The organism is Vibrio marisflavi CECT 7928, from assembly GCF_921294215.1.
Taxonomy (GTDB): domain Bacteria; phylum Pseudomonadota; class Gammaproteobacteria; order Enterobacterales; family Vibrionaceae; genus Vibrio; species Vibrio marisflavi.
Genome location: NZ_CAKLDM010000002.1, coordinates 481,708 through 507,080, shown reverse-complemented (window position 1 = coordinate 507,080; position 25,373 = coordinate 481,708). Strand labels below are relative to the sequence as shown.

Annotated in this window: 30 protein-coding genes; 19 read left to right on the top strand and 11 right to left on the bottom strand. The window is 42.3% G+C overall.

From position 1 onward, the window contains the following. Positions 1 to 49: 49 nt before the first annotated feature. The 5 genes from L7A31_RS09095 to L7A31_RS09075 all read left to right on the top strand — a co-directional run bounded on the left by L7A31_RS09095 (position 50) and on the right by L7A31_RS09075 (position 4,063). The gene (locus L7A31_RS09095; protein ID WP_237361196.1) at positions 50 to 1,804 is read left to right on the top strand and encodes a bifunctional protein-serine/threonine kinase/phosphatase; all 1,755 of its coding nucleotides are present in this window, start codon (positions 50 to 52) and stop codon (positions 1,802 to 1,804) included. 202 nt (positions 1,805 to 2,006) lie between these two features. Continuing rightward, a complete protein-coding gene (locus tag L7A31_RS09090; protein ID WP_237361195.1) occupies positions 2,007 to 2,537 on the top strand; it encodes a helix-turn-helix domain-containing protein in 531 nt (176 codons plus the stop codon). Continuing rightward, on the top strand, positions 2,534 to 3,268 hold the full coding sequence (locus L7A31_RS09085; RefSeq protein ID WP_237361194.1) for an AzlC family ABC transporter permease: 735 nt from the start codon (positions 2,534 to 2,536) through the stop codon (positions 3,266 to 3,268). Before L7A31_RS09090 ends, L7A31_RS09085 begins: the two co-directional genes overlap by 4 nt. After that, positions 3,261 to 3,611, top strand: a complete 351-nt coding sequence (locus tag L7A31_RS09080; protein ID WP_237361193.1) for an AzlD domain-containing protein — start codon at positions 3,261 to 3,263, stop codon at positions 3,609 to 3,611. Before L7A31_RS09085 ends, L7A31_RS09080 begins: the two co-directional genes overlap by 8 nt. A 110-nt stretch (positions 3,612 to 3,721) precedes the next feature. Then, positions 3,722 to 4,063, top strand: coding sequence for a DUF2956 domain-containing protein (locus L7A31_RS09075; RefSeq protein WP_237361192.1), 342 nt, complete (start codon positions 3,722 to 3,724; stop codon positions 4,061 to 4,063). Between the two features lie 38 nt (positions 4,064 to 4,101). Here the strand turns inward: L7A31_RS09075 and L7A31_RS09070 are convergent, their stop codons facing one another. Then, the gene (locus L7A31_RS09070) at positions 4,102 to 4,383 is read right to left on the bottom strand and encodes a winged helix-turn-helix domain-containing protein (RefSeq protein ID WP_237361191.1); all 282 of its coding nucleotides are present in this window, start codon (positions 4,381 to 4,383) and stop codon (positions 4,102 to 4,104) included. Between the two features lie 197 nt (positions 4,384 to 4,580). On the opposite strand from L7A31_RS09070, the gene L7A31_RS09065 reads away from it, so the two are divergent. Genes L7A31_RS09065 through L7A31_RS09050 form a run of 4 tightly spaced genes read left to right on the top strand, consistent with a single transcriptional unit; the run spans position 4,581 to position 6,990 of the window. Continuing rightward, complete coding sequence (locus tag L7A31_RS09065; RefSeq protein ID WP_237361190.1) at positions 4,581 to 4,928, top strand: ArsC family reductase; 348 nt, start codon at positions 4,581 to 4,583, stop codon at positions 4,926 to 4,928. Positions 4,929 to 4,937: 9 nt separating this feature from the next. After that, positions 4,938 to 6,071: a succinyl-diaminopimelate desuccinylase gene (dapE, locus tag L7A31_RS09060; protein WP_237361189.1), complete on the top strand. Its 1,134-nt coding sequence runs from the start codon at positions 4,938 to 4,940 to the stop codon at positions 6,069 to 6,071. A gap of 2 nt (positions 6,072 to 6,073) precedes the next feature. Beyond that, the gene (locus L7A31_RS09055; RefSeq protein WP_237361188.1) at positions 6,074 to 6,760 is read left to right on the top strand and encodes a M15 family metallopeptidase; all 687 of its coding nucleotides are present in this window, start codon (positions 6,074 to 6,076) and stop codon (positions 6,758 to 6,760) included. Positions 6,761 to 6,762: 2 nt separating this feature from the next. After that, positions 6,763 to 6,990 (top strand): DUF2897 family protein, encoded by a 228-nt coding sequence (locus L7A31_RS09050; RefSeq protein WP_237363540.1) that lies wholly within the window; start codon positions 6,763 to 6,765, stop codon positions 6,988 to 6,990. A 30-nt stretch (positions 6,991 to 7,020) separates the two neighbouring features. Here the strand turns inward: L7A31_RS09050 and bamC are convergent, their stop codons facing one another. Beyond that, positions 7,021 to 8,058 (bottom strand): outer membrane protein assembly factor BamC, encoded by a 1,038-nt coding sequence (gene bamC / locus L7A31_RS09045; RefSeq protein ID WP_237361187.1) that lies wholly within the window; start codon positions 8,056 to 8,058, stop codon positions 7,021 to 7,023. A gap of 45 nt (positions 8,059 to 8,103) precedes the next feature. Further along, complete coding sequence (gene dapA / locus L7A31_RS09040; protein ID WP_237361186.1) at positions 8,104 to 8,982, bottom strand: 4-hydroxy-tetrahydrodipicolinate synthase; 879 nt, start codon at positions 8,980 to 8,982, stop codon at positions 8,104 to 8,106. A gap of 308 nt (positions 8,983 to 9,290) precedes the next feature. On the opposite strand from dapA, the gene L7A31_RS09035 reads away from it, so the two are divergent. From L7A31_RS09035 to dtpA, 3 genes are all read left to right on the top strand, one after another. Beyond that, complete coding sequence (locus L7A31_RS09035) at positions 9,291 to 9,833, top strand: glycine cleavage system transcriptional repressor (RefSeq protein WP_237361185.1); 543 nt, start codon at positions 9,291 to 9,293, stop codon at positions 9,831 to 9,833. Between the two features lie 13 nt (positions 9,834 to 9,846). Further along, on the top strand, positions 9,847 to 10,311 hold the full coding sequence (gene bcp, locus L7A31_RS09030; protein WP_237361184.1) for a thioredoxin-dependent thiol peroxidase: 465 nt from the start codon (positions 9,847 to 9,849) through the stop codon (positions 10,309 to 10,311). Between the two features lie 419 nt (positions 10,312 to 10,730). Beyond that, a complete protein-coding gene (gene dtpA, locus L7A31_RS09025) occupies positions 10,731 to 12,221 on the top strand; it encodes a dipeptide/tripeptide permease DtpA (protein ID WP_237361183.1) in 1,491 nt (496 codons plus the stop codon). 71 nt (positions 12,222 to 12,292) lie between these two features. Here the strand turns inward: dtpA and hemH are convergent, their stop codons facing one another. The 3 genes from hemH to htpG all read right to left on the bottom strand — a co-directional run bounded on the left by hemH (position 12,293) and on the right by htpG (position 16,221). Beyond that, the gene (gene hemH / locus L7A31_RS09020; RefSeq protein WP_237361182.1) at positions 12,293 to 13,246 is read right to left on the bottom strand and encodes a ferrochelatase; all 954 of its coding nucleotides are present in this window, start codon (positions 13,244 to 13,246) and stop codon (positions 12,293 to 12,295) included. Between the two features lie 132 nt (positions 13,247 to 13,378). Further along, positions 13,379 to 14,023: an adenylate kinase gene (adk, locus tag L7A31_RS09015; protein ID WP_237361181.1), complete on the bottom strand. Its 645-nt coding sequence runs from the start codon at positions 14,021 to 14,023 to the stop codon at positions 13,379 to 13,381. Positions 14,024 to 14,313: 290 nt separating this feature from the next. Next, complete coding sequence (gene htpG, locus L7A31_RS09010) at positions 14,314 to 16,221, bottom strand: molecular chaperone HtpG (RefSeq protein WP_237361180.1); 1,908 nt, start codon at positions 16,219 to 16,221, stop codon at positions 14,314 to 14,316. A 258-nt stretch (positions 16,222 to 16,479) separates the two neighbouring features. Between htpG and L7A31_RS09005 the strand changes: the two genes are divergently transcribed. From L7A31_RS09005 to L7A31_RS08995, 3 genes are all read left to right on the top strand, one after another. Further along, a complete protein-coding gene (locus tag L7A31_RS09005) occupies positions 16,480 to 17,337 on the top strand; it encodes a winged helix-turn-helix domain-containing protein (protein ID WP_237361179.1) in 858 nt (285 codons plus the stop codon). Positions 17,338 to 17,353: 16 nt separating this feature from the next. Further along, on the top strand, positions 17,354 to 17,878 hold the full coding sequence (locus L7A31_RS09000) for a regulatory protein ToxS (RefSeq protein WP_237361178.1): 525 nt from the start codon (positions 17,354 to 17,356) through the stop codon (positions 17,876 to 17,878). A 66-nt stretch (positions 17,879 to 17,944) separates the two neighbouring features. Then, positions 17,945 to 18,223 (top strand): Rdx family protein, encoded by a 279-nt coding sequence (locus tag L7A31_RS08995; RefSeq protein ID WP_237361177.1) that lies wholly within the window; start codon positions 17,945 to 17,947, stop codon positions 18,221 to 18,223. Here the strand turns inward: L7A31_RS08995 and yfcE are convergent. From yfcE to L7A31_RS08970, 5 genes are read right to left on the bottom strand one after another with little or no spacing between them, the layout of a single operon-like run. Next, complete coding sequence (yfcE, locus tag L7A31_RS08990; RefSeq protein WP_237361176.1) at positions 18,220 to 18,771, bottom strand: phosphodiesterase; 552 nt, start codon at positions 18,769 to 18,771, stop codon at positions 18,220 to 18,222. The two genes, L7A31_RS08995 and yfcE, sit on opposite strands and share 4 nt — an antisense overlap. Before the next feature lie 49 nt (positions 18,772 to 18,820). Continuing rightward, positions 18,821 to 19,222, bottom strand: coding sequence for a CBS domain-containing protein (locus L7A31_RS08985; RefSeq protein ID WP_237361175.1), 402 nt, complete (start codon positions 19,220 to 19,222; stop codon positions 18,821 to 18,823). After that, positions 19,219 to 19,569, bottom strand: a complete 351-nt coding sequence (locus tag L7A31_RS08980; protein ID WP_237361174.1) for a P-II family nitrogen regulator — start codon at positions 19,567 to 19,569, stop codon at positions 19,219 to 19,221. The genes L7A31_RS08985 and L7A31_RS08980 overlap by 4 nt, the downstream gene beginning before the upstream one ends. A gap of 15 nt (positions 19,570 to 19,584) precedes the next feature. Continuing rightward, on the bottom strand, positions 19,585 to 20,355 hold the full coding sequence (locus L7A31_RS08975; RefSeq protein ID WP_237361173.1) for a DUF1538 domain-containing protein: 771 nt from the start codon (positions 20,353 to 20,355) through the stop codon (positions 19,585 to 19,587). Further along, on the bottom strand, positions 20,355 to 21,086 hold the full coding sequence (locus L7A31_RS08970) for a DUF1538 domain-containing protein (protein ID WP_237361172.1): 732 nt from the start codon (positions 21,084 to 21,086) through the stop codon (positions 20,355 to 20,357). The genes L7A31_RS08975 and L7A31_RS08970 overlap by 1 nt, the downstream gene beginning before the upstream one ends. Before the next feature lie 181 nt (positions 21,087 to 21,267). Here L7A31_RS08970 and L7A31_RS08965 point away from each other — a divergent pair, with 181 nt between their 5' ends. The 4 genes from L7A31_RS08965 to L7A31_RS08950 all read left to right on the top strand — a co-directional run bounded on the left by L7A31_RS08965 (position 21,268) and on the right by L7A31_RS08950 (position 25,354). Next, the gene (locus L7A31_RS08965) at positions 21,268 to 22,182 is read left to right on the top strand and encodes a TIGR01777 family oxidoreductase (protein WP_237361171.1); all 915 of its coding nucleotides are present in this window, start codon (positions 21,268 to 21,270) and stop codon (positions 22,180 to 22,182) included. A 49-nt stretch (positions 22,183 to 22,231) separates the two neighbouring features. After that, positions 22,232 to 23,059, top strand: coding sequence for an SDR family oxidoreductase (locus L7A31_RS08960; RefSeq protein ID WP_237361170.1), 828 nt, complete (start codon positions 22,232 to 22,234; stop codon positions 23,057 to 23,059). 382 nt (positions 23,060 to 23,441) lie between these two features. Next, on the top strand, positions 23,442 to 24,296 hold the full coding sequence (locus L7A31_RS08955; RefSeq protein WP_237361169.1) for a co-chaperone YbbN: 855 nt from the start codon (positions 23,442 to 23,444) through the stop codon (positions 24,294 to 24,296). Positions 24,297 to 24,433: 137 nt separating this feature from the next. After that, the gene (locus L7A31_RS08950) at positions 24,434 to 25,354 is read left to right on the top strand and encodes an SPFH domain-containing protein (protein WP_237361168.1); all 921 of its coding nucleotides are present in this window, start codon (positions 24,434 to 24,436) and stop codon (positions 25,352 to 25,354) included. The last annotated feature ends 19 nt before the right edge of the window (positions 25,355 to 25,373 follow it).

Here is a 25,373-nt window from a genome sequence, read left to right as displayed (position 1 = left end):
GAACAACTGTAGTGTTTTTGCAATAAGAATAAGCAGATAGGCCATGTAGATGATCGTAACCTCCATAGACAAACCAACTCGATTAGCCGTCAAATATGGTGGGCGTTCGTTGTCTGGTTCTAGAGAATTCAATCAGGACGCTCTTATTGTAAAATCACCTAAAGCTCGCAGTGAATTAGAGCTAAAAGGCATTGTAGCTTGTATTGCTGATGGAGCAAGTTGCAGTGATTTAGGTCAACAAGCTAGCCATACCAGCGTCACCCAATTTGTACTCGACTATTACACCACACCAGAAAGTTGGGGTGTAAAACGCTCAGTTGGCAAAGTGCTGAATGCTCTCAATTCTTGGCTTTTTTACCAAGGCGAAAAACAAAGCTTAAATCACAATAGCCTAGTTACGACGCTAAGCTCTATCATCATTAAATCAAATACAGCACATATCTTTCACGTCGGAGATAGCCGAGTTTATCTGTTACGAAAGAACAAACTACAGCTACTCACTAGAGATCATAAGCGTAAGTCACTTGGCTCTCGCTCGTATTTAACTCGCGCTTTCGGAATTGATAGGAAAATCGATATTGATTACTCGACAACTGGGCTAAAAACTGGCGACCGGTTTATTCTTACCACAGACGGTATTCACGATCACTTACCTGATGCTGATCTAGCTGAACTATCACAAGAGCAGTTTCGCAATTTGGAAGATCTTAGTGAAGATATCTGTAATAAAGCGATGCAGCGGGGTAGCAAAGATAACGTTTCATGTTTAATCGTCGAAATAACTAACCTACCAAAGCCTACTCTACTAGAACACCAACAAGTTATGAAAACGCGCGCTGTTCCACCCGCGCTAAAAGTCGGCAACAAAATCGACACTTTCGTCGTTCAAAAAGTACTGCATACAAGCAACCGTAGCCATGTTTACCAAGTAAAAGATAACCTGAACAAGGTTTACGTTCTGAAAATCCCATCGTTGTGTGTAAGTGATGATACTGAATATTTAACAGGTTTTTCTAACGAGTATTGGGTTGGAAACCAGTTGAATAGCCCACATGCCATGAAGGTTTTCTCTCCTCCCTATGAATCAAAGTTTTCCTATCAGTTGTGCGAGTTGATTAAAGGCATCACCCTGCGTCAGTGGATGATAGATAACCCTACACCGGAAGTTGCCAAAGTCAGAAGCATACTGGATGAAATTGTCAAAGCTGCGCGAGCCTTTCAAAGGGCTGGAATGGTTCATCGAGATCTGAAACCGGAAAATATAATGTTGACGGAAGATGGACAAGTGAAAGTAATCGATTTCGGTTCAACGCAAGTTGAAGGACTTGATGAAACATGTGCTGAAGCACTTTCAAATATCCCTTTGGGTGACGTCAACTATATCGCTCCTGAGTACATTCATACTGGTAAAGCAACAACGCTATCCGATCTTTTTTCGATTGCAGTCATTGGCTATGAAATGTTAACTGGCGAGCTTCCGTTTAAAACCCGCTCAACTCAATCGATCAATAGCGCTAGGCATATCAAGTGGGTTTACATATCCATGACATCACTTAGGCCAGATCTTCCCGAATGGGTAGACTTAACATTCGAAAAGTCCTGTCATCCCTCACTCAACCAGCGCTATCAAGCAATGAGTGAGTTCATTACCGATCTATATAAGCCAAATACTCAACTTCAGCACGCTCAAAAAGCGAAGCCACTCATTAAAAAGAACCCTGTCCTTTTTTGGAAGGGAAGTGCCATTCTACTCGCTCTACTCGCTTTTATAGAACTGCTAATGTTGTTAAATCGCCAACATTAATCCATATCATACATAAAAAGTTCACTATCGCTCCCCACTCAAGTTATCTATATGATTTTTTATTATTTTTATAGCAAAGACAGAAGTTATAGATGCGTTAGAAAACAATCACAGTGCAAATACCACAAGATAAAAACATTGACACACTAGCGTTCTTTATATAGAACGTTCTATATAAAGAACGGTGTGAGTGAATTTTGTTATGGAAAAACCTTCGCTAGATATTTTAGGAAGGCATATACAAAGCTTGAGATTATCAAAAGGGCTTTCCTTATCTCAACTGGCTGCAGATGCGGGTATGGCGAAGTCTAACCTTTCACGATTAGAGCAAGGTAACGGCAACCCAACTTTAGACACAATTTGGAGACTTGCAGCACGCCTTAACGTACCTTTTGGTAATTTGGTCGCGCCGGTAAGTGAACCTGTGTATGACGAAGGTGTACAAGTTCGACTCATCGATCAAGGCAAAGATGAAGTTGAAGTGGATGCTTACTGGATGTCTTGTGCACCAAACACCCATCGACAAGCAGAAGGGCACTCTGTCGGAACCACAGAAACCATCACCATCATCAGCGGAAAACTAGAAGTAGGCGCTCTTGATGATAGACATGAATTGACTGCTGGGCAAAGCCACACCTTTGCTGCCGACCAACCGCATATTTACCGAACTGGTCAATCTTGGGCCACCCTGCTAGTTACCATCAAATACCATAAACAAGGAGAAAAAAAATGAGAGCACAACTTTCTATACTCAAAGAAGCTCCTTGGCTAATCGGCGCAAAAGAAGCCATTCCTTTACTTGGGGGTTACGTCCCAGTCGCTATTTCGTTTGGGCTGATAGCTGTTCAAGCAGGCTTTAGTCCATTAGATACAATTTTGATTTCTACTCTTGTTTACGCTGGAGCATCTCAATTTTTGTTTGTCGCAATGTACGCCGCAGGCTCTCCACTATGGCTAGTGGTTGTGATGACCCTACTAATCAATGCTCGTCATGTAGTATATGGACCCAATATAGCTCAGTGGCTGACAAAAAGTCGTTGGTGGCCGTTTTTAATGCATGGGCTTACTGACCAAGTATTCGCGCTATCCCATACTCGCTTTCCCCAATTGCAAGCTGAAGAACGGCTGGGGTGGTTTACAGGAGCAAGCCTAGTGGCATGGTTTAGCTGGATCGGAGGCACTGCTCTTGGCGCACTTGCAGGAGAAGAGTTAATCGCTCGTTGGCCACTTGTTGTAAGTGTCATGCCCTTCGCACTGCCAGCACTATTTCTAGTCCTTTTAGCTCCGAGATTTAACACTTCTCAATGGTCTATCACCTTGGTTAGCGTGATTCTGATATCCGTCGCTTTGAAATTAGCTGGCTTAATCAACCTGTCGATTCCATTTGCTGCTATTTGTGGAGCAATTGTTTTCTACGTGATGGGAAAAACGACAAACACTAGAGGAAAATCAGCAAATGAATAGTGAACTTTGGCTAGCAGTTTTAATCTCAGCGGTTGGTACTTATTGTCTAAGACTTCTTCCAACCTTATGGATGCAGAAACGCATTGCTAACAAAAGTGGCAAAAAAACTGTTGAGAGTGTGCCAACGTGGATAAGTATTTTAGGGCCGCTTATGATTGCCGCCATGCTAGGAGCTTCTTTGGTGCCAAGCAGGCTATCCTCAGATGCTTGGCTGGCCACCGGGTTGGGCGTTGTGATTACTTTAGCTGTTTGGTATCGAACAAAGTCGTTAGGTTGGCCGGTACTCGCAGGGGTTTTAGCTTACGGGGCAATTGAATTTCTCTTTAGTGTTTACGCCCAATAAAGCCTGGTTTAAGCAGAGAAAAATATAATCGGGATCTGCGATTTAATTTCCACTAAAGCTGCAAGTGTTCATGATATCCTAACTATCGAAATTCACATGCAAGACTAAAAATGAAAAGCAAAATTGTAGCATCAGAAGAAACGCAGCAAGAAGCAATGAAGATTGCTAAAGCGACGCAGAAGCCGGGGCAAACAAAAGAACAAACTCGCCTTGTTGCGCAAGGTATTGAAAAAGGGATCGCACTTTACAAAAAGCAGCAAAAAGAAAAGAACCGCAAGGCAGACAAAGCCAAGAAAAAAGTGCAGAAAGAAAAAGCAGCTGCAACAAAACCTGCTATGGAACCTGTTGAGCAGGTACGTGAAACTAAACCACAGAGCCCATCAAAATTACCTTGGATATTGCTCGTGTGTAGCTGGACATTATTTGCTGCTTATGTCGTAGCGATGAAATAATTACTAAGTTGAGCTAATAAGCCAGGAGTTAGTCTGGCTTATGCTCTTACACTATCAACAATATCTGCTCGACGATCTAGCACCCACTGGCTGTCAAATGGACCCCAGTCGGACAATTGATAATAGCCATCATTGTGACGTCTGCCATCTTGAACAAACATCAATTCAATACCTAAACCAGGTAACGCTTTCAATACATCTTGAATGGTACGCCTTGGCCAACCAGTCTTTGCAATTAATTTGGGCACATTGGGCCTCTCTAAGCTCTCTACCAACAATGCGATATAAAGACGCCTAGCGAATACAGGGCTCAAGTCCATTGATACCTCCTCGTTAAAACTTTAATCGTCATTATTTCTAAATTCGCAATCAAGGTATTGAGGCTGATCAAATAGACACCAATCCCCTATAAAATATGTGGTGTTGAAAATTAGGATAAATTGGTGACGTTTTGAGTATCAACCCAGTTCCTGATAGGATTTAAAGCTTGGCTCGCCCTCAAAATTTAAGGAAGTAAATGAACATTACCATGTTCGGTATCCCAAACTGCGATACGATAAAAAAAGCTAGAAAATGGCTCGATTCACAAGATATAAACTACCAATTTCACGACTACCGCAAACAGGGCATAGATACTGACCTTGTAAACAAGTTCTGTCAGTCACTTGGCTGGGAGAGCGTTCTCAACAAAAGAGGAACGACCTACAGACAGCTGTCTGATGAGCAAAAAAAATCCTTGGATGAAAAAAGCGCAGTAGCGTTGATGGCAGAAATGCCCGCGATGATTAAACGCCCTATTCTACTGATTGACGAGAGTCTTCACATTGGCTTCAAGCCAGATCAATACGCCAATATTTTTTCTTAAGGAACCACAATGTCTGATAGCTCAACTTTAGCCCTCGCAAAAGACCTGATTAGCCGTGAATCAGTCACCCCAGAAGATGCTGGCTGCCAAGAAGTCATGATTAACCGCCTTAAAAAGCTCGGTTTTGAAATAGAAGTCATGGTGTTTGAAGATACTACCAACTTCTGGGCTCGACGAGGAACATCTGCGCCACTATTTGCTTTTGCAGGTCACACCGATGTTGTGCCTCCCGGCGATGTATCACAATGGCATACACCACCGTTTGAGCCTACTGTCATCGACGAGTACTTACATGGTCGCGGTGCCGCTGACATGAAAGGCTCTCTAGCTTGTATGATTGTGGCCGTTGAACGCTTCATCGAAAGCAATCCAAACCACCAAGGCTCTATTGCTTTTTTAATTACTTCGGATGAAGAAGGGCCGTTTATCAATGGTACGACTCGAGTCGTTGATACGCTAATGGCTCGCGATGAGCTAATTGATATGTGTATTGTTGGTGAGCCATCGAGTACCCATCATGTTGGTGACGTCATTAAAAATGGTCGACGTGGCTCAATTACTGGGGATTTAGTTATTAAAGGTACCCAAGGGCACGTAGCCTACCCTCACCTTGCCAACAATCCTGTGCATCAAGCGCTTCCTGCCTTATCTGAGTTAGTAGAAACAACTTGGGATAACGGCAATGAGTTCTTTCCTCCGACTAGCTTCCAGATTCCGAATTTGCACTCCGGAACAGGGGCATCAAATGTTATTCCAGGTGAATTCAGTGTTCAGTTTAACTTTAGGTTTAGCACTGAGATAACCAGTGATCAGATCAAGTCAAAAGTTCACTCGATACTAGATGCACATGGTCTTGAGTATGAACTAAACTGGACTCTTAGCGGTCAGCCATTTTTAACTGGTTCAGGCGAGCTACTTAAGTCCGTCGTAAAGGCAGTTGAAGAAGTCAATCACAAGACACCAGAGCTACTCACAACAGGTGGTACATCCGATGGCAGATTCATTGCCAAAATGGGCTCTCAAGTTGTTGAACTTGGACCGGTAAACGCGACCATTCACAAAATCAACGAGTGCGTCAGCATACCGGATTTAGAAAAGCTGACAGACATGTATGAGAAAACACTGGAAAACCTATTAGGATAACGATGACTCCAGAGCAGCTAACAGGAAACGACCCGTCATATCTGACTTCAATACTCATTGGGAGCAAGAGTTTTTTAGTGGACCCCAAAGCTGGGCAGGATTTACGACACCTCATGTTAACTGCTGAAAAAGCTGGCTTTCGTTTTCATATCGCAAGTGGCTTTCGCAGTTTCAATGACCAACTATCGATATGGAATCGGAAAGTGTCTGGCGAGCTAACCGTTCGTGATAGCAATAACTGTGTGGTGGATATTTCCGGGTTAACTGAAAGCACTATAGTTCGAGCTATTCTAAATTGGTCAGCGCTGCCGGGCACTAGCCGGCATCATTGGGGCACAGATTTTGATGTTTATGATGCCGATGCTTTACCTGAAGACGCACAGATCCTGCTTGAACCTTGGGAGTATAAATCTGGTCATCAGGCGGATTTTTCTCAATGGTTAACCGAGAATGTAGAAAAACACGGTTTTTTCTTTCCGTATGATAAGAATCGAGGCGGCGTAGCCTACGAACCATGGCATATTAGCCACTTAGAAACGTCTAAGCATTGCCTAAGCCAACTTTCTCTCGATGTACTTCACCAACAGCTAAACAAAACCGAGATCTTAGCGCGTGAAAGCATATTCTCACTACTTGATGAGATCTACAATCAATATATTACTAACATCAATCCAATAGGACGCACATGAACATCATAGAATGGCTATTCAATCCTTGGGTTATTATATTCGTCGTGGTTAGCGTTGTTGCTGGCAATATTGCCGCTCTCAAATATTCTGCAAAGGTCAAACTCGATTACTTAGACAAACGGAAGTCTGATCTCGATAAACTGAATGAGTTAAGTCGAGATAAAGCGAAAAATGAAGCCACAACGGATACTCAGGAGCAAAAAACAGCAGATAAAACAAAGGCAGACTAATGTCTGCCTTCAAATCTTAAATAGATGACTCTATTTATTGTTAACTTGATGCTGTTCTGAAGCATCTTTTAGCATTGGTACAAGTGCTTTCAACACATCTTCACTCACTGGTTTACCCGCCGAGTTCGTTAAATTAATCGACGTTCTGTTCACCAAGTCTCCAAGTAAGAATGTGTACTTGTTGCCACTTTTCAGGTCAATTGGTTTTTCACCAACTCTTGTCCAATATGCACTGCCAGGCACTTTGTACTCTGCTTTGATCGTACCTTGTGACTGGTTACGTTCTTGTACAGTAAAGCCCATTGTAGACAGGATGCTTGGCAAACGAGACCAAACCAAGTTGTATTGAATACGCGCAATAATCACTGGTAAGCCACTGCGATCGGTGCCCATGGTGATAGGTATTTGCTTAATAAGCTCTTGCGCTTTCTTAGCATCTTCAGCACGTACATCTTCCGCATACTGGTTAGTGATAAGGTTCATCATTAGTGCAGCATAGCGTGATTTTTCCAGACCAGAAGGTGCTGATTCTTTACTACCCTCTTTCCAATCCGTCAATGTCACTTGGATACCAGAGCGTTCTGCATTTTTCAGCTCTTTAATATCATATTTCGCACTGATAGGCCCGTCTTCATCCTTAGAATTCCACGTCACCCAATCCGTTTTGATCTCAGTGTCAGTGTTAACTGTTGTGGCCACTTTTCTGCTCTGTAAAACATTTTTAGTGGTTTGCCATACCTTAGGAAGCTGGGCAGGGTTGTAGAACCAAAGAACGGCATCGCCATTTTTCTGCTCTACTTGGGTACCCGAAATTAGGTCTAGAACTTCTTGTGGTGGACGAATATCTACCTGTTTGCCTATCGCACCTTTGTAGTCACCTTTTGGTATTTGATACTTGGTGTAAAACTGTGGTTGAACATTGGTAGGATCTTTCCACTGTTGCATAGGCGCTGTGGACAGGTAATCGAAATCACCTCTCGCTTCGCGACGCTGAGCCGGGCTGTCTGAGCAACCAGCTAACATTAAAACAGCTAGCGAACCAACGACTAGCTGATGAGTAAACTTCATTGAAACTCCTAAAGAACCGGAGGTCGTTCTCCGGCTTTTTCTCTATTAATTGATGCCTGCTTCACTTAGCGCTTTGGTCACAACAGGTATAGCTTGCTCAGATAACTGAGTTAGCGGTAAACGCAAATCACCACCAGCAATCAAGCCCATTTGATGAGCCGCCCATTTTACAGGAATTGGGCTAGATTCGATAAATAAGTTTTTATGTAGTGCCATTAAACGCTGATTGATGATTTCTGCATCTTCAAAGTTGCCATCTAACGCCAGTTGCATCATCTTGGCCATATCGGCTGCTGCGATATTGTTTGTAACCGAAATAACACCTTGACCACCTTGTTTGACGAAATCCAATCCAGTCGAATCATCACCACTTAGTAAGATAAAGTCTTCACCACAAAGTTCACGATGAATTTGAATTCTGCTCAAATCACCTGTGGCATCTTTAAGTGCAACGATATTATCAATTTTAGATAAACGGGCAACAGTCTCTGGCAGCAAATCTACTGCTGTTCGGCCCGGTACATTATATAGAATCTGAGGAACACTACTGACTTCAGCAATCGCTTTGTAGTGTTGGTAAAGCCCTTCTTGTGTAGGCTTGTTGTAATAAGGTGTAACGCTTAAGCATCCAGCAATGCCAGAGTCATTAAGTAAACGGCTAAATGTTACAGCTTCGTGGGTTGCATTCGCACCTGTACCTGCAATAACTGGCACACGACCATTTGCAAACTCAACAACCTTATTGACAACTTTTACATGCTCTTCGACAGTCAGTGTAGCGGATTCACCCGTGGTTCCCACGGCAACGATACCTGTTGTCCCTGCATCGACATGGAAGTCTACTAGCTTTTTCAGGCTAACGAAATCCACTTCACCATCATGATTAAATGGTGTAATTAACGCCACTATACTTCCCGAAAACATGTCTTTCTCCAATATTGAATACCTGTTTGAATGGTACTGTATGCTGATTGTTAAACACAAGGAAATAATAGCTTTGATCTTTAAGACCTAAGCCCACTCCCGATTTCTCTTTTATACGTTATCTGAGTTGTATCGTTGTCAACGCTCGGTAATTTGGCTTTAAGTGTTGCTAGCCACTCAACTTCATATCTATTTCAACCGATATTTCCAGCGGAAAACTTACCGAGAATAAATCAGTCTCCAACATATATTATTTCTTTGCGTATGCTAAGCTAACTCCCTAATAAAGGAGCGTACAGAAGATTACTATGAGTCAACATTTAGTGATTACTGCAATAGGCACAGACCGTCCTGGTATGTGCAATCAAATCGTCCACTTAGTCAGCAGTGCAGAGTGCAATATCCTCGATAGCCGAATTGCTATCTTTGGCAGCGAGTGTACGCTGAGTATGCATATTTCTGGTATATCGAGTGCAATAACACGTATTGAGTCCTTGCTACCTTTGCTAGGTCAAGACAACGATATTATTACAATGACTAAACGGACCACTCCACCTCCGCAGCAGAATAACTTCTATAACATTGAAATAACTGTTGAAGCTGAGGACAGGCTAGGCCTGACTGAGCAATTCACCCAGTTTTTTGCAGACAAAAGTATAGGGTTAGCCTCACTGAGCGCCCAAACCATTGACAAGTCAACTTCCAAACTTAGCCAAGACCAGTTCCATATCTCTATTACTGCTAAGCTCGATTCTGATATAGATGTTGCTATGTTAGAGACAGAGTTCGAGCATTTATGCGAGAAATTGCTAGTCAAAGGCAGCATTAGTTTTACAAAAAATAACCTTTAAAAGGATTCTTTCTATGAACACGTTAACAGCAGGCAGTGTTGCTCCAGATTTTTCCCTGCATAACCAAGATGACCAAGCCGTCACGTTAGCCGAACTCAAAGGCAAAAAGGTGCTGCTCTACTTTTATCCGAAAGCGATGACTCCCGGGTGTACGGTCCAAGCACAAGGCCTAAGAGATATAAAGTCACAGCTTGATGATTTAAACGTTGTCGTCTTAGGTGTCAGCATTGACCCTGTAAAGCGACTAGGTAAGTTTATTGAAAGAGATGAGCTTAACTTTACCCTTCTTTCTGATGAAGACCATGCCGTAGCCGATTCATATGGCGTTTGGGGAGAAAAGAAATTTATGGGTAAAGTGTATGATGGGCTTCATCGCATTAGCTTCCTTATTGATGAACAAGGTAACATCGAGCACGTTTTCAATAAATTCAAAACCAAAGATCACCACCAAGTGGTGCTAGATTACCTAAATAAATAGCTAAAAATTCAGTAGCCTGCGAGCAGGCTACTTATCCTTCTAAACCGCACCCCAAACGCTAACCTATTGAACAGGTTAAATAAAGTACTATTAATAGACTCATAAATAGTCTAAATATCTATTTGGTTATAAATAAACCAGACAAAACATTACATTTCATTTTTTTCTCAGATAAATAACCCAAGTTTGTAACTAACAGAAATATAATAGAAAACTGACAGTTATTAGATGCTACCCATCAATTGAAGATCATTATTGAATAATAACATTGCATTATTGTCATTTATTGTTATCGCCATCAGTGATAATTTGCCTCGGTAATTTGATCTTAACCTTTTGTGTTAACAAATTATTTATAAAAATATAACAACTATGTCAGGCTAATTTGACTAAACACAACGTATTTACAGGAAATCTATATGTCCGACTTGAATGTATTCAAGCAACCTAAGCCGTTTTATTTAATATTTTCTATAGAATTCTGGGAGCGTTTCGGCTTTTACGGTATGCAAGCGATTCTTACCGTATACCTAGTGCAAATACTGGGTATGAAAGAATCGACCTCTTTTGTCTTGTTTGGTGCTTTCTCAGCGCTTGTCTACGGCTTCGTAGCTGCAGGTGGCTGGATTGGTGACAAGGTAATCGGAACGAAACGAACCATCACTCTAGGGGCCATCATTCTTACGATTGGCTACCTAATGCTAGGCCTCTCTACTACCAAGTCTCACATTGGTGGATCTACTTTCATCTTTGTTGCTATGGGCTTCATTACTGTTGGTAATGGCTTATTCAAAGCTAACCCTTCAAGCCTTCTATCTAAGTGTTACGAAGAGAATGACCCTCGTCTAGATGGTGCCTTTACTATGTACTACATGGCGATCAACCTTGGCTCGTTCTTCTCAATGCTACTAACCCCGTATGTTGCGGCGAAAGTAGGATACGGTATGGCTTTTGGTGTAAGTGCAATAGGTCTAGCTATTACTCTTGTTAACTTCCTATTTTGTCAACGAATGCTAAGAGGTGTAGGTTCTCCAGCAGATCTTGCTCCTTTAAACATGAGCAAAATGACTTTGGTTATCATTGGTAGTGTTATCGCAAGCTTTGTGTGTGCATATTTGCTACAACACCTATCTGTTGCTCATGCTATCTTAGCAATTGCAGGCATTGCGATTGTTGTCCTTTACTTTAAAGAAGCGATGTCAATTTCTGGAATTGAGCGTGCGAAGATGCTTGTTGCATTTGTTCTAATGCTACAAGGTGTTGTGTTCTTTGTGCTTTACTTCCAAATGCCAACATCTCTTAACTTTTTCGCTATTCACAACGTGTCTCATGACATCTTTGGTATGCCTGTTGAGCCAGAACAGTTCCAAGCGCTTAACCCAATGTGGATTATGGTTGCTAGCCCTATCCTAGCGATGTTATACAACCGCCTAGGCGATAGCCTATCAATGCCATTTAAGTTTGCTATCGGTATGCTGTTGTGCGCGATTTCATTCCTAGTACTTTCTTGGAGTGTTGGCTTCGCAAACCACGAAGGTATTGTAAGTTCAGACTGGTTAGTTGCTAGCTATGCATTCCAATCAATCGGTGAGCTACTCGTTTCTGGTCTTGGCCTAGCAATGGTTGCACAGCTTGTTCCACAACGTATGATGGGCTTTGCTATGGGGATGTGGTTCCTAACCTCAGCAACTGCTGCTGTTGTTGCTGGTTGGGTTGCGAGCCTAACTTCTGTACCATCCCATATCAACGATGCGCATCAGTCATTGCATGTTTACGGTCACGTATTTGGCCAAATCGGTTACTGGACACTTGCTATCGCAGTGATTACTTTCATCATTGCACCAAAATTGACTCGCATTTGTCGTGGTGGCACTTCAGAAGAAAGTGCTCTTACTGAAAAAGCTGCGTAACAAATACGCATTAGAAAAAACCGAAGCATGAAGCTTCGGTTTTTTTGTGCCTAAAGAAAGATATTAAAAAGTTAAAGCACTAACTGTCTCATCATTTCAATATGTTCGTCATCATCGTTTAGGCATGGAATATAACGAAACTGTTTGCCGCCTGATTCAACAAATAGCTCTTGGTATTGTTCAGAAATTTCTTCTAACGTCTCTAAGCAGTCCACAGAAAAAGCGGGAGCAATTACATCTAGGGTTTGTATTCCTTTGCCTGAAAGCTCTTCTAAGACTTTGTCCGTATATGGCTTAAGCCACTCCTCTCTTCCAAATCGAGATTGGTAAGCAAAACCAATTTGCTCTGAGGTCAAACCCAACTCTTGGGCGAGCAGGTGCGTTGTCAATTCACATTGCTTTGGATAAATATCACCATTGTCAGCAAAACGCTTTGGAATACCGTGATAGGAACACAGCAAATAGTCCCCTTTTCCTTGCTCATCCCAAGACTTTCGAACAGATGCCGCAAGTGCCTTTATGTAGCTTGGGTGTGAGCAGTAATCGCGGATAAACCGGTAAGAAGGTATCGTTGATAAACGCTTCACGACTTTAGATACCGCGTCTAGAGCCGCCGCTGTCGTAGTATTGGAGTACTGAGGGTACAAGGGCAAAATAACGATTTGCTCCACACCTTGGCTTAGTAGTTTAGAAATGCCGGATTCCACAGATGGCGAGCCATAGGTCATACCTAGCTCAACTGGGTAACCCAGTCTGTTTTGCAACTTCGCAGCTTGGTTCTTAGAGTGAACCATCAAAGGCGAACCCTCTTCCATCCAAATTGTCTGATAAGACTTGGCGACCTTTGGTGAACGAATTGGCAAAATTACACCATGTAAAATTGGGCACCAAAGCAAACGACTCATATCAACAACACGTTTATCGTGAAGAAATTGCCCTAAGAACTTCTTCACAGCAGGAGCTGTCGGTGCATCAGGTGTACCTAGGTTGACAAGCAAAACACCTTTTTTATCGCTGTTTTCCATAATACTCAGCCAGTTATATTTTCGGGAATGATGAAAACCTGCACCTACGAAGGTAAACAGGCTCTCATCATTCTATAAAAAAACGGCCATAAAGGCCGCTTTTAAATAGTATTTTTAACGCTTTGTTTTGAATTAAGACAGAGCTTTTTCGATGTCTGCGCTAACGTCAGAAACTTGTTTAGTACCATCAAATTTAAGGTACTTAGTGTTGCCAGCTTCAGCTTCTTTACCGTAGTAAGAGATTAGAGGTGCTGTTTGCTCATGGTAAACACCTAGACGAGCACGTACTGTTTCTTCTTTGTCATCATCACGAACAACAAGATCTTCACCAGTCACGTCATCTTTACCTTCCACTTTTGGTGGGTTGTAAACAACGTGGTATGTACGACCAGAAGCTAAGTGAGCACGGCGGCCAGCCATACGCTCAACGATTACATCATCTGCTACGTCAAATTCGATTACATAGTCTACGTCGATACCCATCTCTTTCAAGCCGTCAGCTTGAGGAATTGTGCGTGGGAAACCATCAAGTAGGAAACCTTTCTCACAGTCATCTTGAGCAATACGCTCTTTGATAAGACCTAAGATAATGTCATCAGACACTAGTTGGCCAGCATCGATTACTGCTTTCGCTTGTTTGCCAAGCTCAGTACCAGCCTTGATAGCAGCACGTAGCATGTCACCTGTAGAAATCTGTGGAATACCGAATTTCTCCATAATGAACTGAGCTTGAGTGCCTTTACCTGCACCTGGAGCACCTAGAAGAATGATGCGCATGTGTAATCCTCTTTAGAATTTATGCTGTGTATCAAATAAGTAAGCATTTGATACGACGGTGTAAATTGTCTAAGTTTTATCACACGAAATTAACATCCGCGTGATTCTTAATGTGTAAGCTGCATAGTTTAACACAAATTTTGAACTATTGGCGTTGAATCTACCAAACAAGTGTATTTCTTCACCAATATTAAAAATATATAAATCATGTAAAAATACATAATTTACAATAGCCTAAGTAGAAAAAAGAAAAGCTCGCTAATGCGAGCTTTTTAATTTAATCGTTTCTATTAGGAAACTTTACCCAACAAGGTATTTATAGCACCTAAGAACTGCGATGGATCTTCCATCGAACCTCTTTCTGCTAACATTGCTTGACCAAGTAATACTTCTACCCAGCGGCCAAATGCTTGCTCATCAGCCTCATCAGCCATGCGCTTCACTAGCTCATGCTCTGGGTTGATTTCAAAGATGTAGTTTACTTTAGGAGCATCTTGACCTGCAGCTTCCAAAAGCTTCGCCATTTGTGTGCCCATATCAAAGTCGTCAGTCACAACAACAGCTGGAGTTGTCGCAAGCTTAAACGTAGTACGAACTTCTTTAACGCGATCGCCTAGGTACTCTTTTGTACGCTCGACAACAGACTTAAACTCTTCTTCAGTTTCTTTCTGTTTTTCTTTTTCAGCTTCATCTTCAAACTTGCTAAGGTCAAGGCCCGCTTTGGTGATTGACTGGAACTGCTTACCGTCAAATTCGGTCAAGTAGTTCATTAGCCACTCATCAATGCGATCGTACATTAGAATTACTTCGATACCTTTTGCTTTGAACTGCTCTAAGTGTGGGCTGTTCTTCGCTGCAGCATAGCTATCTGCTGTTAGGTAGTAAATCTTATCTTGCTCTTCTTTCATACGCTCAACGTATGAAGCTAGGCCAATTGTTTGCTCTTCAGAATCGACTTCTGTTGATGCAAAGCGAAGTAGACCAGCAACCTTCTCTTTGTTAGAGAAATCCTCTGCTGGACCTTCTTTCATCACTAGACCAAACTCTTTCCAGAAGCTTTGGTATTTCTCTTCGTCGTTTTTCGCCATGCGCTCAAGCATAGTTAATACACGCTTAGTACATGCATTGCGAAGAGATTGAGTGACTTTGTTATCTTGTAGAATCTCACGAGATACGTTTAGTGGAAGATCATTCGAGTCAATCAAGCCTTTCACGAAACGAAGGTAAGAAGGCATGAATTGCTCAGCGTCGTCCATAATGAATACGCGTTGAACATAAAGCTTAAGACCTGCTTTGTGCTCACGGTTCATCATGTCAAATGGTGCTTTCGCTGGAATATAAAGCAGGCTTGTGTAGTCGTTTTTACCTTCTACGCGGTTGTGGCTCCACAATAGCGGATCAGCGAAGTCATGCGAAACATGTTTGTAGAACTCTTTATACTCATCTTCTGAGATATCTGACTTGTTGCGAGTCCAAAGCGCTTGAGCTTTGTTGATTTGTTCCCACTTAGTTTCTTCGGTTTCTTTTCCTTCTTCATCTTTCACTTTCGTTAAGATAGAAACAGGAATGCCGATGTGATCTGAATACTTACCAATCACTTCGCGAAGACGCCATTCGCTTAGGAATTCTTTACCTTCTTCACGCATGTGCAGAACGATATCAGTACCACGAGACTCTTTGCTGATGTCTTCAATCGTGTATTCACCTTCGCCAGAAGAGTGCCATTGTACAGCTTGTTCTGCTGACGCACCCGCCGCGCGAGTTCTAACTGTTACTGCATCAGCAACGATGAATGCTGAGTAAAAGCCAACACCGAATTGACCGATTAGTTGAGAATCTTTTGTTTGATCTTCAGATAGCTTAGAGAAAAACTCCGCAGTACCTGATTTTGCGATTGTGCCTAAATGCTCAATGACATCATCACGAGTCATACCAATTCCGTTGTCGGAAATGGTTAGAGTGTTATTGGCTTCATCGAAAGATAGTTTAACGCCTAGGTCTGCGTCACCTTGGTATAAATCTGCGTTAGACAGTGCTTGAAAACGCAACTTGTCTGAGGCATCTGATGCGTTCGAAATTAGCTCACGCAAAAAGATCTCTTTATTTGAATACAGAGAGTGGATCATCAAATGAAGTAGTTGTTTTACTTCTGACTGAAAGCCTCGAGTTTCTTTATTGATGGTTGCAGTTTCGCTCATATTAGCTCCGTAACATCTGCTAAATTTACGCGCATCCTGAATGATTGGGCGCTGTTTACAATGCTTTGGCTGTAGAGATGAGGTTGAAAAGTGTAAATTCAAGGTCAAAAAGCATAAAAACAGTGTTTTTTTGATTTATTTTTATTATTCTTGGCGTTTAAAATATTATCAAATAATCTAAAACTTGACGAACGAACGCTTGGTACGGACACTGAGATAAGGTTTCGGCTAAAAAGTAGGCTAATAAAGAAGAATTCAATGAGCAATATTGGTACTAAGTTTATTCTAGATAATCGATTTACTTTTGATCCTAATAATAACTCTCTGGTCGACCAAGCTAACGGTGATGAGACTATCCGTTTAGGTAGCAACGAAAGTCGCATACTTTTGTTACTTGCCGAGCGTCCAAATGAGGTTATTTCTCGTAACGAATTACACGAATTTGTATGGCGAGAGCAAGGCTTTGAAGTGGATGATTCAAGCTTAACTCAAGCAATCTCGACCCTACGAAAAATGCTCAAAGACTCGACCAAGTCGCCCATTTTTGTCAAAACGGTTCCAAAACGCGGCTACCAACTTATATGCAGTGTGGAAAGAACAACACCACTTTTGGCCAATGATAGTGTCGAGACTGAAGAGAATACTAGCTGCCATGAGGTTAGTGAAATTGCTCCGGATGTAACAAGTGCATCACCCCAGCTAAATAGCGACGCACCGACCTCTACTCCAGTAGCGCCATCAGCACCACGAGCAAAGCTGAGCAAGCCTGCCGCTGTTATGCTTCTATTGGCTGTTATCATTCCTTTGATTGTGGTTCTGTTTACCAAACCAGCTGATTCAAGATTTGTTAGCTTAGCAACGATAGATAAAGTACCTGTGCTTACATTTGCAGACCACCCTCCAATTGATAAGTGGGTACCGTCTATAAAACAATGCGTTCAAGAATATATTAAAACGAACAATGCAGACTCATCTCTGCAAGAAGTCATCACGACTGGCGGACAAGATAATCAACTAGTGCTGAACTACATCCATTCGCTTAAGCATTCTGACCAAAATGTAACGGTGCGAATTTTTGCTAATCAAAAAGACCTAAGCAACGTCTGCAGTCACTGAGTTGGAGAAGAGAACAATGAATACAAAAATAGCAGCGGGTTTATTGGGTCTTTCTATCCTGTTCAGTGGATGGCTGTACTGGGGAAGCGATCTCAAAGTTGAGCAAATCCTAACTTCGCAAGAATGGCAGAGCAACATGGTGACTGTGATTGATACACAAATGCCAGAAGAAGCTGTCGGCCCGGTTAAAAAGGGAACATTGATCGCGAATGTGAAGTATCTGCCCAATGGTACCTATATCCGCTCTTCTGTGGTTAGACTTTACGCTAAAGAAAAAGGCAAAGTGGTGCTGACAAATGTTATTAATATCTCTGAATCTGGAAAGTGGAGTATTAGTGACGACTACTTAATCGTTTCTCCGCAAGAGTTTAAAGATGTGACGTCAGCAGAAACTAATGAGTTCACAGAGAAGCAAATTCATTTAATTACTCAGTTGATTCGTATGGATTCTCAACAGAGCCGCCGCATCGACGTAGTAAACAGCAAAACCTTGCTTCTAACCAGCTTAGGGCATGGCTCAACACTATTATCTACTGACTAAACTTCTACAGCAGGGTGTGCCTCAGCGCGCCCTGCTACTTTTCTCAATCAACTAAATCTACAGTGTATGGACAGAGCTAAAATCGACATTTACTACTGCCGCCAGTGTAACTGGATGCTTCGTGCAACATGGCTAAGCCAAGAGCTATTGAGCACATTTAGTGAAGATATTGACTCTGTGAGTTTGCATCCTGATACTGGCGGAAGATTTGAGATCCTATGCAATGATCATGTTATCTGGGAGCGAAAAGCTGATGGCGGCTTTCCTGAAGCAAAAATATTGAAGCAACGTGTACGAGATATTATTGACCCAGAGCGCTTTCTAGGCCATTCAGACTCCCGTTAATTGCAATTCGTGGATAACACCACTTTTCCATCAAAAGACATCACCTTAAAAGCTCCCTGACTATAAATTGCATAACTGGCTTTCGAGTAACCTCGAGGGAAAGTAATTGAACCGGGGTTAATAACATAAATATCATGGTATCTCTCTGCGACTGGAATATGTGTGTGCCCACATACCAAAATATCGCCTTCAGCCAGCTTTGGACGGTTGTCCATATTGTAGATATGCCCATGCGTAATGAACATTCTTTTGCCGGATTCTAGCAACAACCATGAATAATCTACCATCATAGGAAAATCTAACAGCATTTGGTCGACTTCACTGTCACAATTCCCTCTTACTGCAATAATGCGATCAGAGTATTCATTGAGTTTGTTGGCTACTTCAGCTGGATCGTAACCTACTGGAACAGAGTTCCTTGGACCATGATTTAAAATATCACCTAAAAGTACTAGTTGACTCGCTCCCGACGCTTCAAATGCGCTAAGCAATTTGGTCGCTGCTGGCAAGCTACCATGAATATCTGCTGCAAAAAATATAGCGTTCATAGCTATTAACTCTCATATTGTTTTGATGTTCGGTTTGTAGAAAGGCGCTTTACCCTCTCGCCATACCGTTAATAACAATATTATTGTAACTCACCATACCGATAACTTTGCCATGATCTATTACGGGTGCACGGCTAATACCAAATCTTTCAAATAGGCGAGCGCAATATTTCACGTTCATATCTGGGTCAACCGACAGCGCAGGCTTGGTCATAATTTCATAAATATTGGTTCTTTCCGGCGAGCGGTTTTTTGCCAATACCTTTTTGGCAATATCATTCATTAGTACGATACCGTACTCATCGTCTTCATGTCGTTTATCCACTATCAACGCTTTCAGTTGATGCTCCCGAGCTAAGGTAATACCTTCTTGTACCGTTGTTAAACCATCTATAACAACATAAGTGCTAGACATCACATCTCGAACACGAACTTTGTCTCGCTGATTCATATGTTTTCCTCAACCACTTTAGTTAATGTTTCCACTTGATGGGCTACGCCCACGGCATCTTCAACATCGATCTGTACCGCGATACCTTGCCCGGGGGAGTTATCAAACTCACCAACCTCACTAATCTTTTCTAAAATTTGTCTCGCTAAATGTTCTTCGACAACGAACAACAACACATCTTTTTGCACTTCCAAAGTTAGGCCAAAAAAAGTACGTTTTTCTTTGAGCCCCTGCCCTCTGGCATTGTTTATTACTGTGGCACCAGTGGCACCAGCTTCACGCGCGGCGTCAAGCACCGCTGAAGTCTTACTGTCTTCTACAAACGCGAGTATTAGTTTAAAGCGCATTGTCTTCTCCTATTTTCACGACGTTTCTTTGTTTATCCGTTGCGTGATTTGGGCATATCCCAAAACAGAAATCATGGGAAACAAACTGGCAAAAGCGATCAATCCAAAGCCATCAATCAGTGGGTTCCTACCAGGTACTGTGGACGCAAGCCCTAGCCCCAATGCTGCAACCAGAGGGACGGTCACCGTTGAAGTGGTAACTCCCCCAGAATCGTAAGCCAAAGGCACAATCATTTTGGGCGCATAGTAAGTTTGAATGATGACCACAATGTAACCAAAAATAATGTAGTAATGGATTGGGTCTCCAACTACGATTCGATAACTTCCCAAAGAAATGCCAACCGCAACACCTAAAGCAACAGCAAAACGTAAACCATTGACGCTTATGCTCCCGCCAGACACTTGGTTAGCTTTAATCGCTACAGCAATCAGAGATGGCTCAGCCACCGTTGTGCTAAAGCCAATACAGAAAGCAAATAGATAAACCCAGTAGTAATCAACCCAAGTCAGTTTGATGGAGTCTGTTAAGCTGAACTGATGTAAAAATTCTGATGCAGTGAGCTGCTGGGCCATGGTTTCACCAAGCGGAAACAACGCGAGTTCAAGCCCTAACAAAAACAGCGATAAGCCCACCAGCACACAGACAAACCCAGCACAAACCTTAGCTAGATTGGTCACAGACTGACGTAACACTGCAAATTGAAAGCCAAAGATGATGACAGTAATGGGGATGACATCCCGAGCAGTGCTCAAAAACATATCGATAATTTGAGCAAACGTAATCATCAAATTAGCATCCCATAAATCATTACGAACAAAACGGGCAGCAGAGACGCAAACGCAATCAGGCCAAAGCCATCTATCATCGGGTTTCGCCCTTTAATTGCCGACGCCAAACCAACACCAAGAGCAGTAACCAATGGAACTGTAATTGTTGAAGTCGTCACGCCTCCCGAGTCATATGCCACGCCAATGATGCTATCAGGAGCAAAGCCTGTGAGGATCACGACTCCTACATAACCTGCAATGATGAGATAGTGAATGGGCCAACCCTTGAGAATACGTAAAACGCCCAACATAATAGCCACGCCAACAGACAGAGCAACGGTCAGCCTTAACCCGTCAGCATACTCTTCCATTTCTTCAAGGTTGTGAGGAATAACGCCGCCTTCCGCTGCAACTTCTGCTGCTTCGTCAGCGACTGCGGTTAACGCAGGCTCCGCAATAGTGGTGCCAAAACCAAGACAAAAAGAGAAAACCATTAGCCAAAAGAAGCTGCCTTTTCTAGCAAATGATTGTGCCATCGACTCCCCAATTGGAAAAAGCCCCATTTCTAATCCATAGATAAAAATGGTTAGGCCCAAAATGACCAAACAAAAGCCAACTAAGATGGATGCCATATTTGGCATCGGATTTTGCAAGATGATAACTTGGAAGAACACCACGACGAGTGCAATAGGTAATAGATCTCTGACACTACTAAATAAGGATTTCAATAGTGCTGTCAGTGCTTCCATATCCACTCCGCATCTCGTGTTCTACTTTTAGAAAACTCCACTTTCAAAATAGACGAATTTTTAGATCCTGGTTTTGAATCAGACCGCACTAATAAAGCTTTGCTAGTGATATTTTGCGCAAGCACGTATGCTCACCTCGGATTGGTATTGCTATACTGTTATCACAAGCAAGGGAATAAGAATGAAAATACTAATAACAGGCGGAACAGGCTTTATTGGTAGAGAGCTTATGAAGCACTTTACAACTTATGACGTTGTATTGCTTACTCGCAATATTCAGCGGGCTAAGGAAGCCTTAAAACATATCGATCACGGGAATATTCACTACATCTCTTCTTTGTCGGAATTGCTTGATCTGAATGGTTTCGATGCCGTTATAAACCTTGCTGGAGAACCTATCGTAGACAGACGGTGGAGCAGAAAGCAAAAAGAAGTAATATGCAATAGCCGCTGGGAAACGACAGAAAAGATTGTTGACCTTATCCACGCAAGTGCCCAGCCACCTTCAGTTTTTATTAGTGGCTCTGCAGTTGGTTATTACGGAAATCAGGAGTCCCACCCATTCGATGAGAGCTTGCACGTCAACCAACCAAAGTTCCCACATTTAGTCTGCTCAACATGGGAACAAATAGCTAAAAGAGCCCGTACGGATACGACTAGAGTCTGCCTGCTAAGGACAGGAATAGTGCTGAAAGCCGATGGTGGAGCAATGAAGAAAATGCTACCACCATATCGACTTGGCTTGGGAGGTCCAATTGGCAGTGGACAGCAGTATATGCCTTGGATTCATATCCAAGACATGATTCGAGGTATTCTTTACCTACTAAAAACTCCACACGCTCATGGTGAATTCAACTTGTGTGCTCCTCACCCTGTCACCAATAAACATTTCAGTAAACAGCTAGCTAAGTCTCTAAAGCGACCTCATTTTTTGTTCACCCCTAAATGGGTGCTTAAACTTGCATTGGGAGAAAGTTCGGTATTACTTTTTGATAGTGCCAGAGCCAAACCTAAGAAACTGACTGAACTTGGCTTCCAGTTCAATTTCTCTAGATTAGAGCCTGCACTCAAAAATTTATTACACCATTCTCAATAATCCAGTAGTCTGTATTTATAAAACTCCTCTAACCACATACGAATAAACAATGAATAAAGCCATTCTCATTACTGGTTGTTCCACTGGCATTGGTTATACCTGCGCGCATGCTCTACATAAAAAAGGTTATCAAGTCATTGCTTCGTGTAGAAAACAAGAAGATGTAGAAAAATTGAAATCAGAAGGCCTTACCTGTATTCAGCTTGACGTAAGTGATATAGAGAGCGTTCGGCGTGCAGCAAAAGAAGCCATTCAATTGAGCGGAGGCAAACTCTATGCACTGTTTAATAATGGTGCTTATGGTCAGCCTGGTGCGATTGAAGACCTCTCGACAGAAGCGCTAAAGACTCAATTTGAAACCAATTTTTTTGGCTGGCATGAACTGGTTATCAATATTCTGCCAACGATGAGGAAAAATGGAGAGGGCCGAATTGTACAAAACAGCTCAGTTCTGGGCTTTGCGGCAATGAAATATCGAGGAGCATATAATGCGTCAAAATTTGCTATTGAAGGCTGGACCGACACACTACGTCTAGAACTATATGGTACTGACATAAAGATCGCTCTACTCGAACCGGGCCCAATAGAAACACAGTTTAGACAAAACGCATTACAAGCATTTAAAAAATGGATAAACATAGAAAATAGCGTTCACTCCCAGTCATATATTGAGCAGCTACAACGACTAGAAAAAGAGCAATCCAGTAAGCAGTTCGTATTGCCTCCAGAGTCATGCATAAAACCATTGTTGCACGCTCTTGAGTCCCCAAAGCCTAAAAATCGCTACCGAATCACGACTCCAACCAAAGTATTTGCCGTTCTTAAAAGGCTCTTACCTAGTCGTTGGCTTGATCCTTTGCTACGAAAAGCTGCATAAAAGCGCTAAGTTACAGCTATCAAACAACCAAATTGAAGCATTGAGGTATAAAAAGTAGCCTGTGTCATTTTATCGTCACAAAGTGCTGCCATTATGCTCACTATGGTTGAAGATCGGTCGATGTTAATCATCATTAAAGGTCATCAATCTAAACGAAACCTCCAAGCTTTAGATTCGGTGCTTTGCAAATGACATTAACCCAGTTAAATTGGCTAGGTGTGGGTGTCGCACTCATGCTATTTGTCTTGTATTAACATTCAAGTGCAATGAATGTGGTGAAAAACGTCGTGTGAACACGGCGTTTTTTCACATTTTGTCCCTTGAAAAATAGCGCCATAGCCCTTATTTGATAAGTAATCCAATTAATAAGGGACACCTACCGATGCAATCACCGTTTATTGTGGAACTGAACGAACAAAACTTTCACCAAACTCTAGAAGGTTCCATGCAAGCGCCTGTGCTCATCCATTTTTGGGCATCAATGAGCCAAGAAAGCGCTGATATCATTCCAGATCTACGAAACCTAGCCCAGCAATATAATGGGGCATTTACTCTGGCACTGGTTAACTGTGAAGAGCAACAAGCAATCGCAGCTCAATTCGGTATTCAAGCCCTTCCTACTATTGCGTTGTTTATGAATGGCCAACCTGTTGATGGCCTAGGTGGACCACAAACACTAGCTAGTGTACAAGCTATGCTTAACAAGCACTTACCAAGCCAAGAAGAACTCGACCTCAACAAAGCTTTAGAGTTGATTCAACAAGGTAGCCACGCTGAAGCACTCAAGATTTTACAAACGCTTCCTGAAGAGCTAACACAAAAAGGTGATGTTAAGTTAGCCCTCGCAGATTGCCTTCTTGAAACACAACAGTTTGATTTAGCTAGCAAGCTGCTAGAACACATCCCTCTTGAATATCAAGACAACTACTACAAAAGCTTGGTTGCGAAGTTAGAATTGCATGAGCAAACGGCTAACAGCCCAGAAGTTCAAGCTCTAGAGAAGGCCTTGCAAGATGATCCTAGCAATTTACAAACTGCTCATGATTTGGCCATTCAGTATCACCAAGTCAATCGAGATGAAGAAGCGCTAGATCTACTGTGGTCGTTCCTTAGCAAAGACCTCAACGCTCAGGATGGCAATCTAAAGAAAGCCTTTATGGATATCCTCAGCGCTCTAGGGCAAGGCAACAGCATTGCGAGTAAATATCGCAAGCAGCTTTATTCTCTAATGTACTAAGTACAACTGAGAGTCTAGATACCTCTATAGGCCAACGTAAACGTTGGCCTTTTTATTTTGATTTGCTAAGCAAATTCATTTGTTCAAATACGGGATATGAGCCAAAATAAATCAACTACTTAAAATGGAGCTTTATCATGAACGTTGATTCTTTGGTTACCATCATTTTTTTCGTCGTTGTTATTGTGGTCGTCATCGCTGCAGCCGTTAAAACTGTTCCTCAAGGTAACAACTGGACCGTCGAACGCTTTGGTCGCTTTACTCACACGCTTTCTCCAGGTTTAAACTTAATCATTCCTTTTATCGATCGTGTCGGACAAAAAATGAACATGATGGAGCGAGTGCTTGATATACCCGCTCAAGAAATCATTTCTAAAGACAACGCAAATGTAACAATCGACGCGGTTTGCTTTGTCCAGGTTATCGATGCAGCAAGGGCTGCCTATGAAGTTAACGACCTAGAAAACGCTATCCGCAACCTTACTCTTACCAACATGCGTACCGTGTTAGGCTCAATGGAGCTCGACGAGATGCTAAGTCACCGCGACATGATTAACACCAAACTTCTTTCGATAGTGGACGAAGCGACCAACCCTTGGGGCGTAAAAGTTACCCGGATCGAAATTAAAGACGTGCAGCCACCAGCAGATTTAACCGCTGCGATGAACGCGCAGATGAAAGCAGAAAGAAACAAACGTGCTGAAGTACTTGAGGCTGAAGGGGTTCGCCAAGCAGAAATTTTAAGAGCAGAAGGCCAAAAACAAGCTGAAATCTTAAAAGCTGAAGGGGAAAAACAAGCAGCTATTCTGCAAGCTGAAGCAAGAGAAAGATCGGCTGAAGCAGAAGCAAAAGCGACAGAAATGGTCTCCAACGCTATTGCTCAAGGTGACATCAAAGCAGTGAATTACTTTATCGCTCAGGGATACACCAACGCCCTCAAGTCAATAGGTGAAGCCGACAACGGTAAAATCATTATGCTACCATTAGAAGCATCAGGCCTAATGGGCTCTGTTGCTGGTATCGCTGAAATGTTTAAATCGAAAGATGCCAACGACTAATTTTAATCTCGAGATATCT

Bases quoted from the DNA above. Each gene is read 5' to 3' on its own strand.
- L7A31_RS09095 (WP_237361196.1), top strand. From the start codon at position 50: ATGATCGTAACCTCCATAGACAAACCAACTCGATTAGCCGTCAAATAT.
- L7A31_RS09090 (WP_237361195.1), top strand. From the start codon at position 2,007: ATGGAAAAACCTTCGCTAGATATTTTAGGAAGGCATATACAAAGCTTG.
- L7A31_RS09085 (WP_237361194.1), top strand. From the start codon at position 2,534: ATGAGAGCACAACTTTCTATACTCAAAGAAGCTCCTTGGCTAATCGGC.
- L7A31_RS09080 (WP_237361193.1), top strand. From the start codon at position 3,261: ATGAATAGTGAACTTTGGCTAGCAGTTTTAATCTCAGCGGTTGGTACT.
- L7A31_RS09075 (WP_237361192.1), top strand. From the start codon at position 3,722: ATGAAAAGCAAAATTGTAGCATCAGAAGAAACGCAGCAAGAAGCAATG.
- L7A31_RS09070 (WP_237361191.1), bottom strand. From the start codon at position 4,383: ATGGACTTGAGCCCTGTATTCGCTAGGCGTCTTTATATCGCATTGTTG.
- L7A31_RS09065 (WP_237361190.1), top strand. From the start codon at position 4,581: ATGAACATTACCATGTTCGGTATCCCAAACTGCGATACGATAAAAAAA.
- dapE (WP_237361189.1), top strand. From the start codon at position 4,938: ATGTCTGATAGCTCAACTTTAGCCCTCGCAAAAGACCTGATTAGCCGT.
- L7A31_RS09055 (WP_237361188.1), top strand. From the start codon at position 6,074: ATGACTCCAGAGCAGCTAACAGGAAACGACCCGTCATATCTGACTTCA.
- bamC (WP_237361187.1), bottom strand. From the start codon at position 8,058: ATGAAGTTTACTCATCAGCTAGTCGTTGGTTCGCTAGCTGTTTTAATG.
- dapA (WP_237361186.1), bottom strand. From the start codon at position 8,982: ATGTTTTCGGGAAGTATAGTGGCGTTAATTACACCATTTAATCATGAT.
- L7A31_RS09035 (WP_237361185.1), top strand. From the start codon at position 9,291: ATGAGTCAACATTTAGTGATTACTGCAATAGGCACAGACCGTCCTGGT.
- bcp (WP_237361184.1), top strand. From the start codon at position 9,847: ATGAACACGTTAACAGCAGGCAGTGTTGCTCCAGATTTTTCCCTGCAT.
- dtpA (WP_237361183.1), top strand. From the start codon at position 10,731: ATGTCCGACTTGAATGTATTCAAGCAACCTAAGCCGTTTTATTTAATA.
- hemH (WP_237361182.1), bottom strand. From the start codon at position 13,246: ATGGAAAACAGCGATAAAAAAGGTGTTTTGCTTGTCAACCTAGGTACA.
- adk (WP_237361181.1), bottom strand. From the start codon at position 14,023: ATGCGCATCATTCTTCTAGGTGCTCCAGGTGCAGGTAAAGGCACTCAA.
- htpG (WP_237361180.1), bottom strand. From the start codon at position 16,221: ATGAGCGAAACTGCAACCATCAATAAAGAAACTCGAGGCTTTCAGTCA.
- L7A31_RS09005 (WP_237361179.1), top strand. From the start codon at position 16,480: ATGAGCAATATTGGTACTAAGTTTATTCTAGATAATCGATTTACTTTT.
- L7A31_RS09000 (WP_237361178.1), top strand. From the start codon at position 17,354: ATGAATACAAAAATAGCAGCGGGTTTATTGGGTCTTTCTATCCTGTTC.
- L7A31_RS08995 (WP_237361177.1), top strand. From the start codon at position 17,945: ATGGACAGAGCTAAAATCGACATTTACTACTGCCGCCAGTGTAACTGG.
- yfcE (WP_237361176.1), bottom strand. From the start codon at position 18,771: ATGAACGCTATATTTTTTGCAGCAGATATTCATGGTAGCTTGCCAGCA.
- L7A31_RS08985 (WP_237361175.1), bottom strand. From the start codon at position 19,222: ATGAATCAGCGAGACAAAGTTCGTGTTCGAGATGTGATGTCTAGCACT.
- L7A31_RS08980 (WP_237361174.1), bottom strand. From the start codon at position 19,569: ATGCGCTTTAAACTAATACTCGCGTTTGTAGAAGACAGTAAGACTTCA.
- L7A31_RS08975 (WP_237361173.1), bottom strand. From the start codon at position 20,355: ATGATTACGTTTGCTCAAATTATCGATATGTTTTTGAGCACTGCTCGG.
- L7A31_RS08970 (WP_237361172.1), bottom strand. From the start codon at position 21,086: ATGGAAGCACTGACAGCACTATTGAAATCCTTATTTAGTAGTGTCAGA.
- L7A31_RS08965 (WP_237361171.1), top strand. From the start codon at position 21,268: ATGAAAATACTAATAACAGGCGGAACAGGCTTTATTGGTAGAGAGCTT.
- L7A31_RS08960 (WP_237361170.1), top strand. From the start codon at position 22,232: ATGAATAAAGCCATTCTCATTACTGGTTGTTCCACTGGCATTGGTTAT.
- L7A31_RS08955 (WP_237361169.1), top strand. From the start codon at position 23,442: ATGCAATCACCGTTTATTGTGGAACTGAACGAACAAAACTTTCACCAA.
- L7A31_RS08950 (WP_237361168.1), top strand. From the start codon at position 24,434: ATGAACGTTGATTCTTTGGTTACCATCATTTTTTTCGTCGTTGTTATT.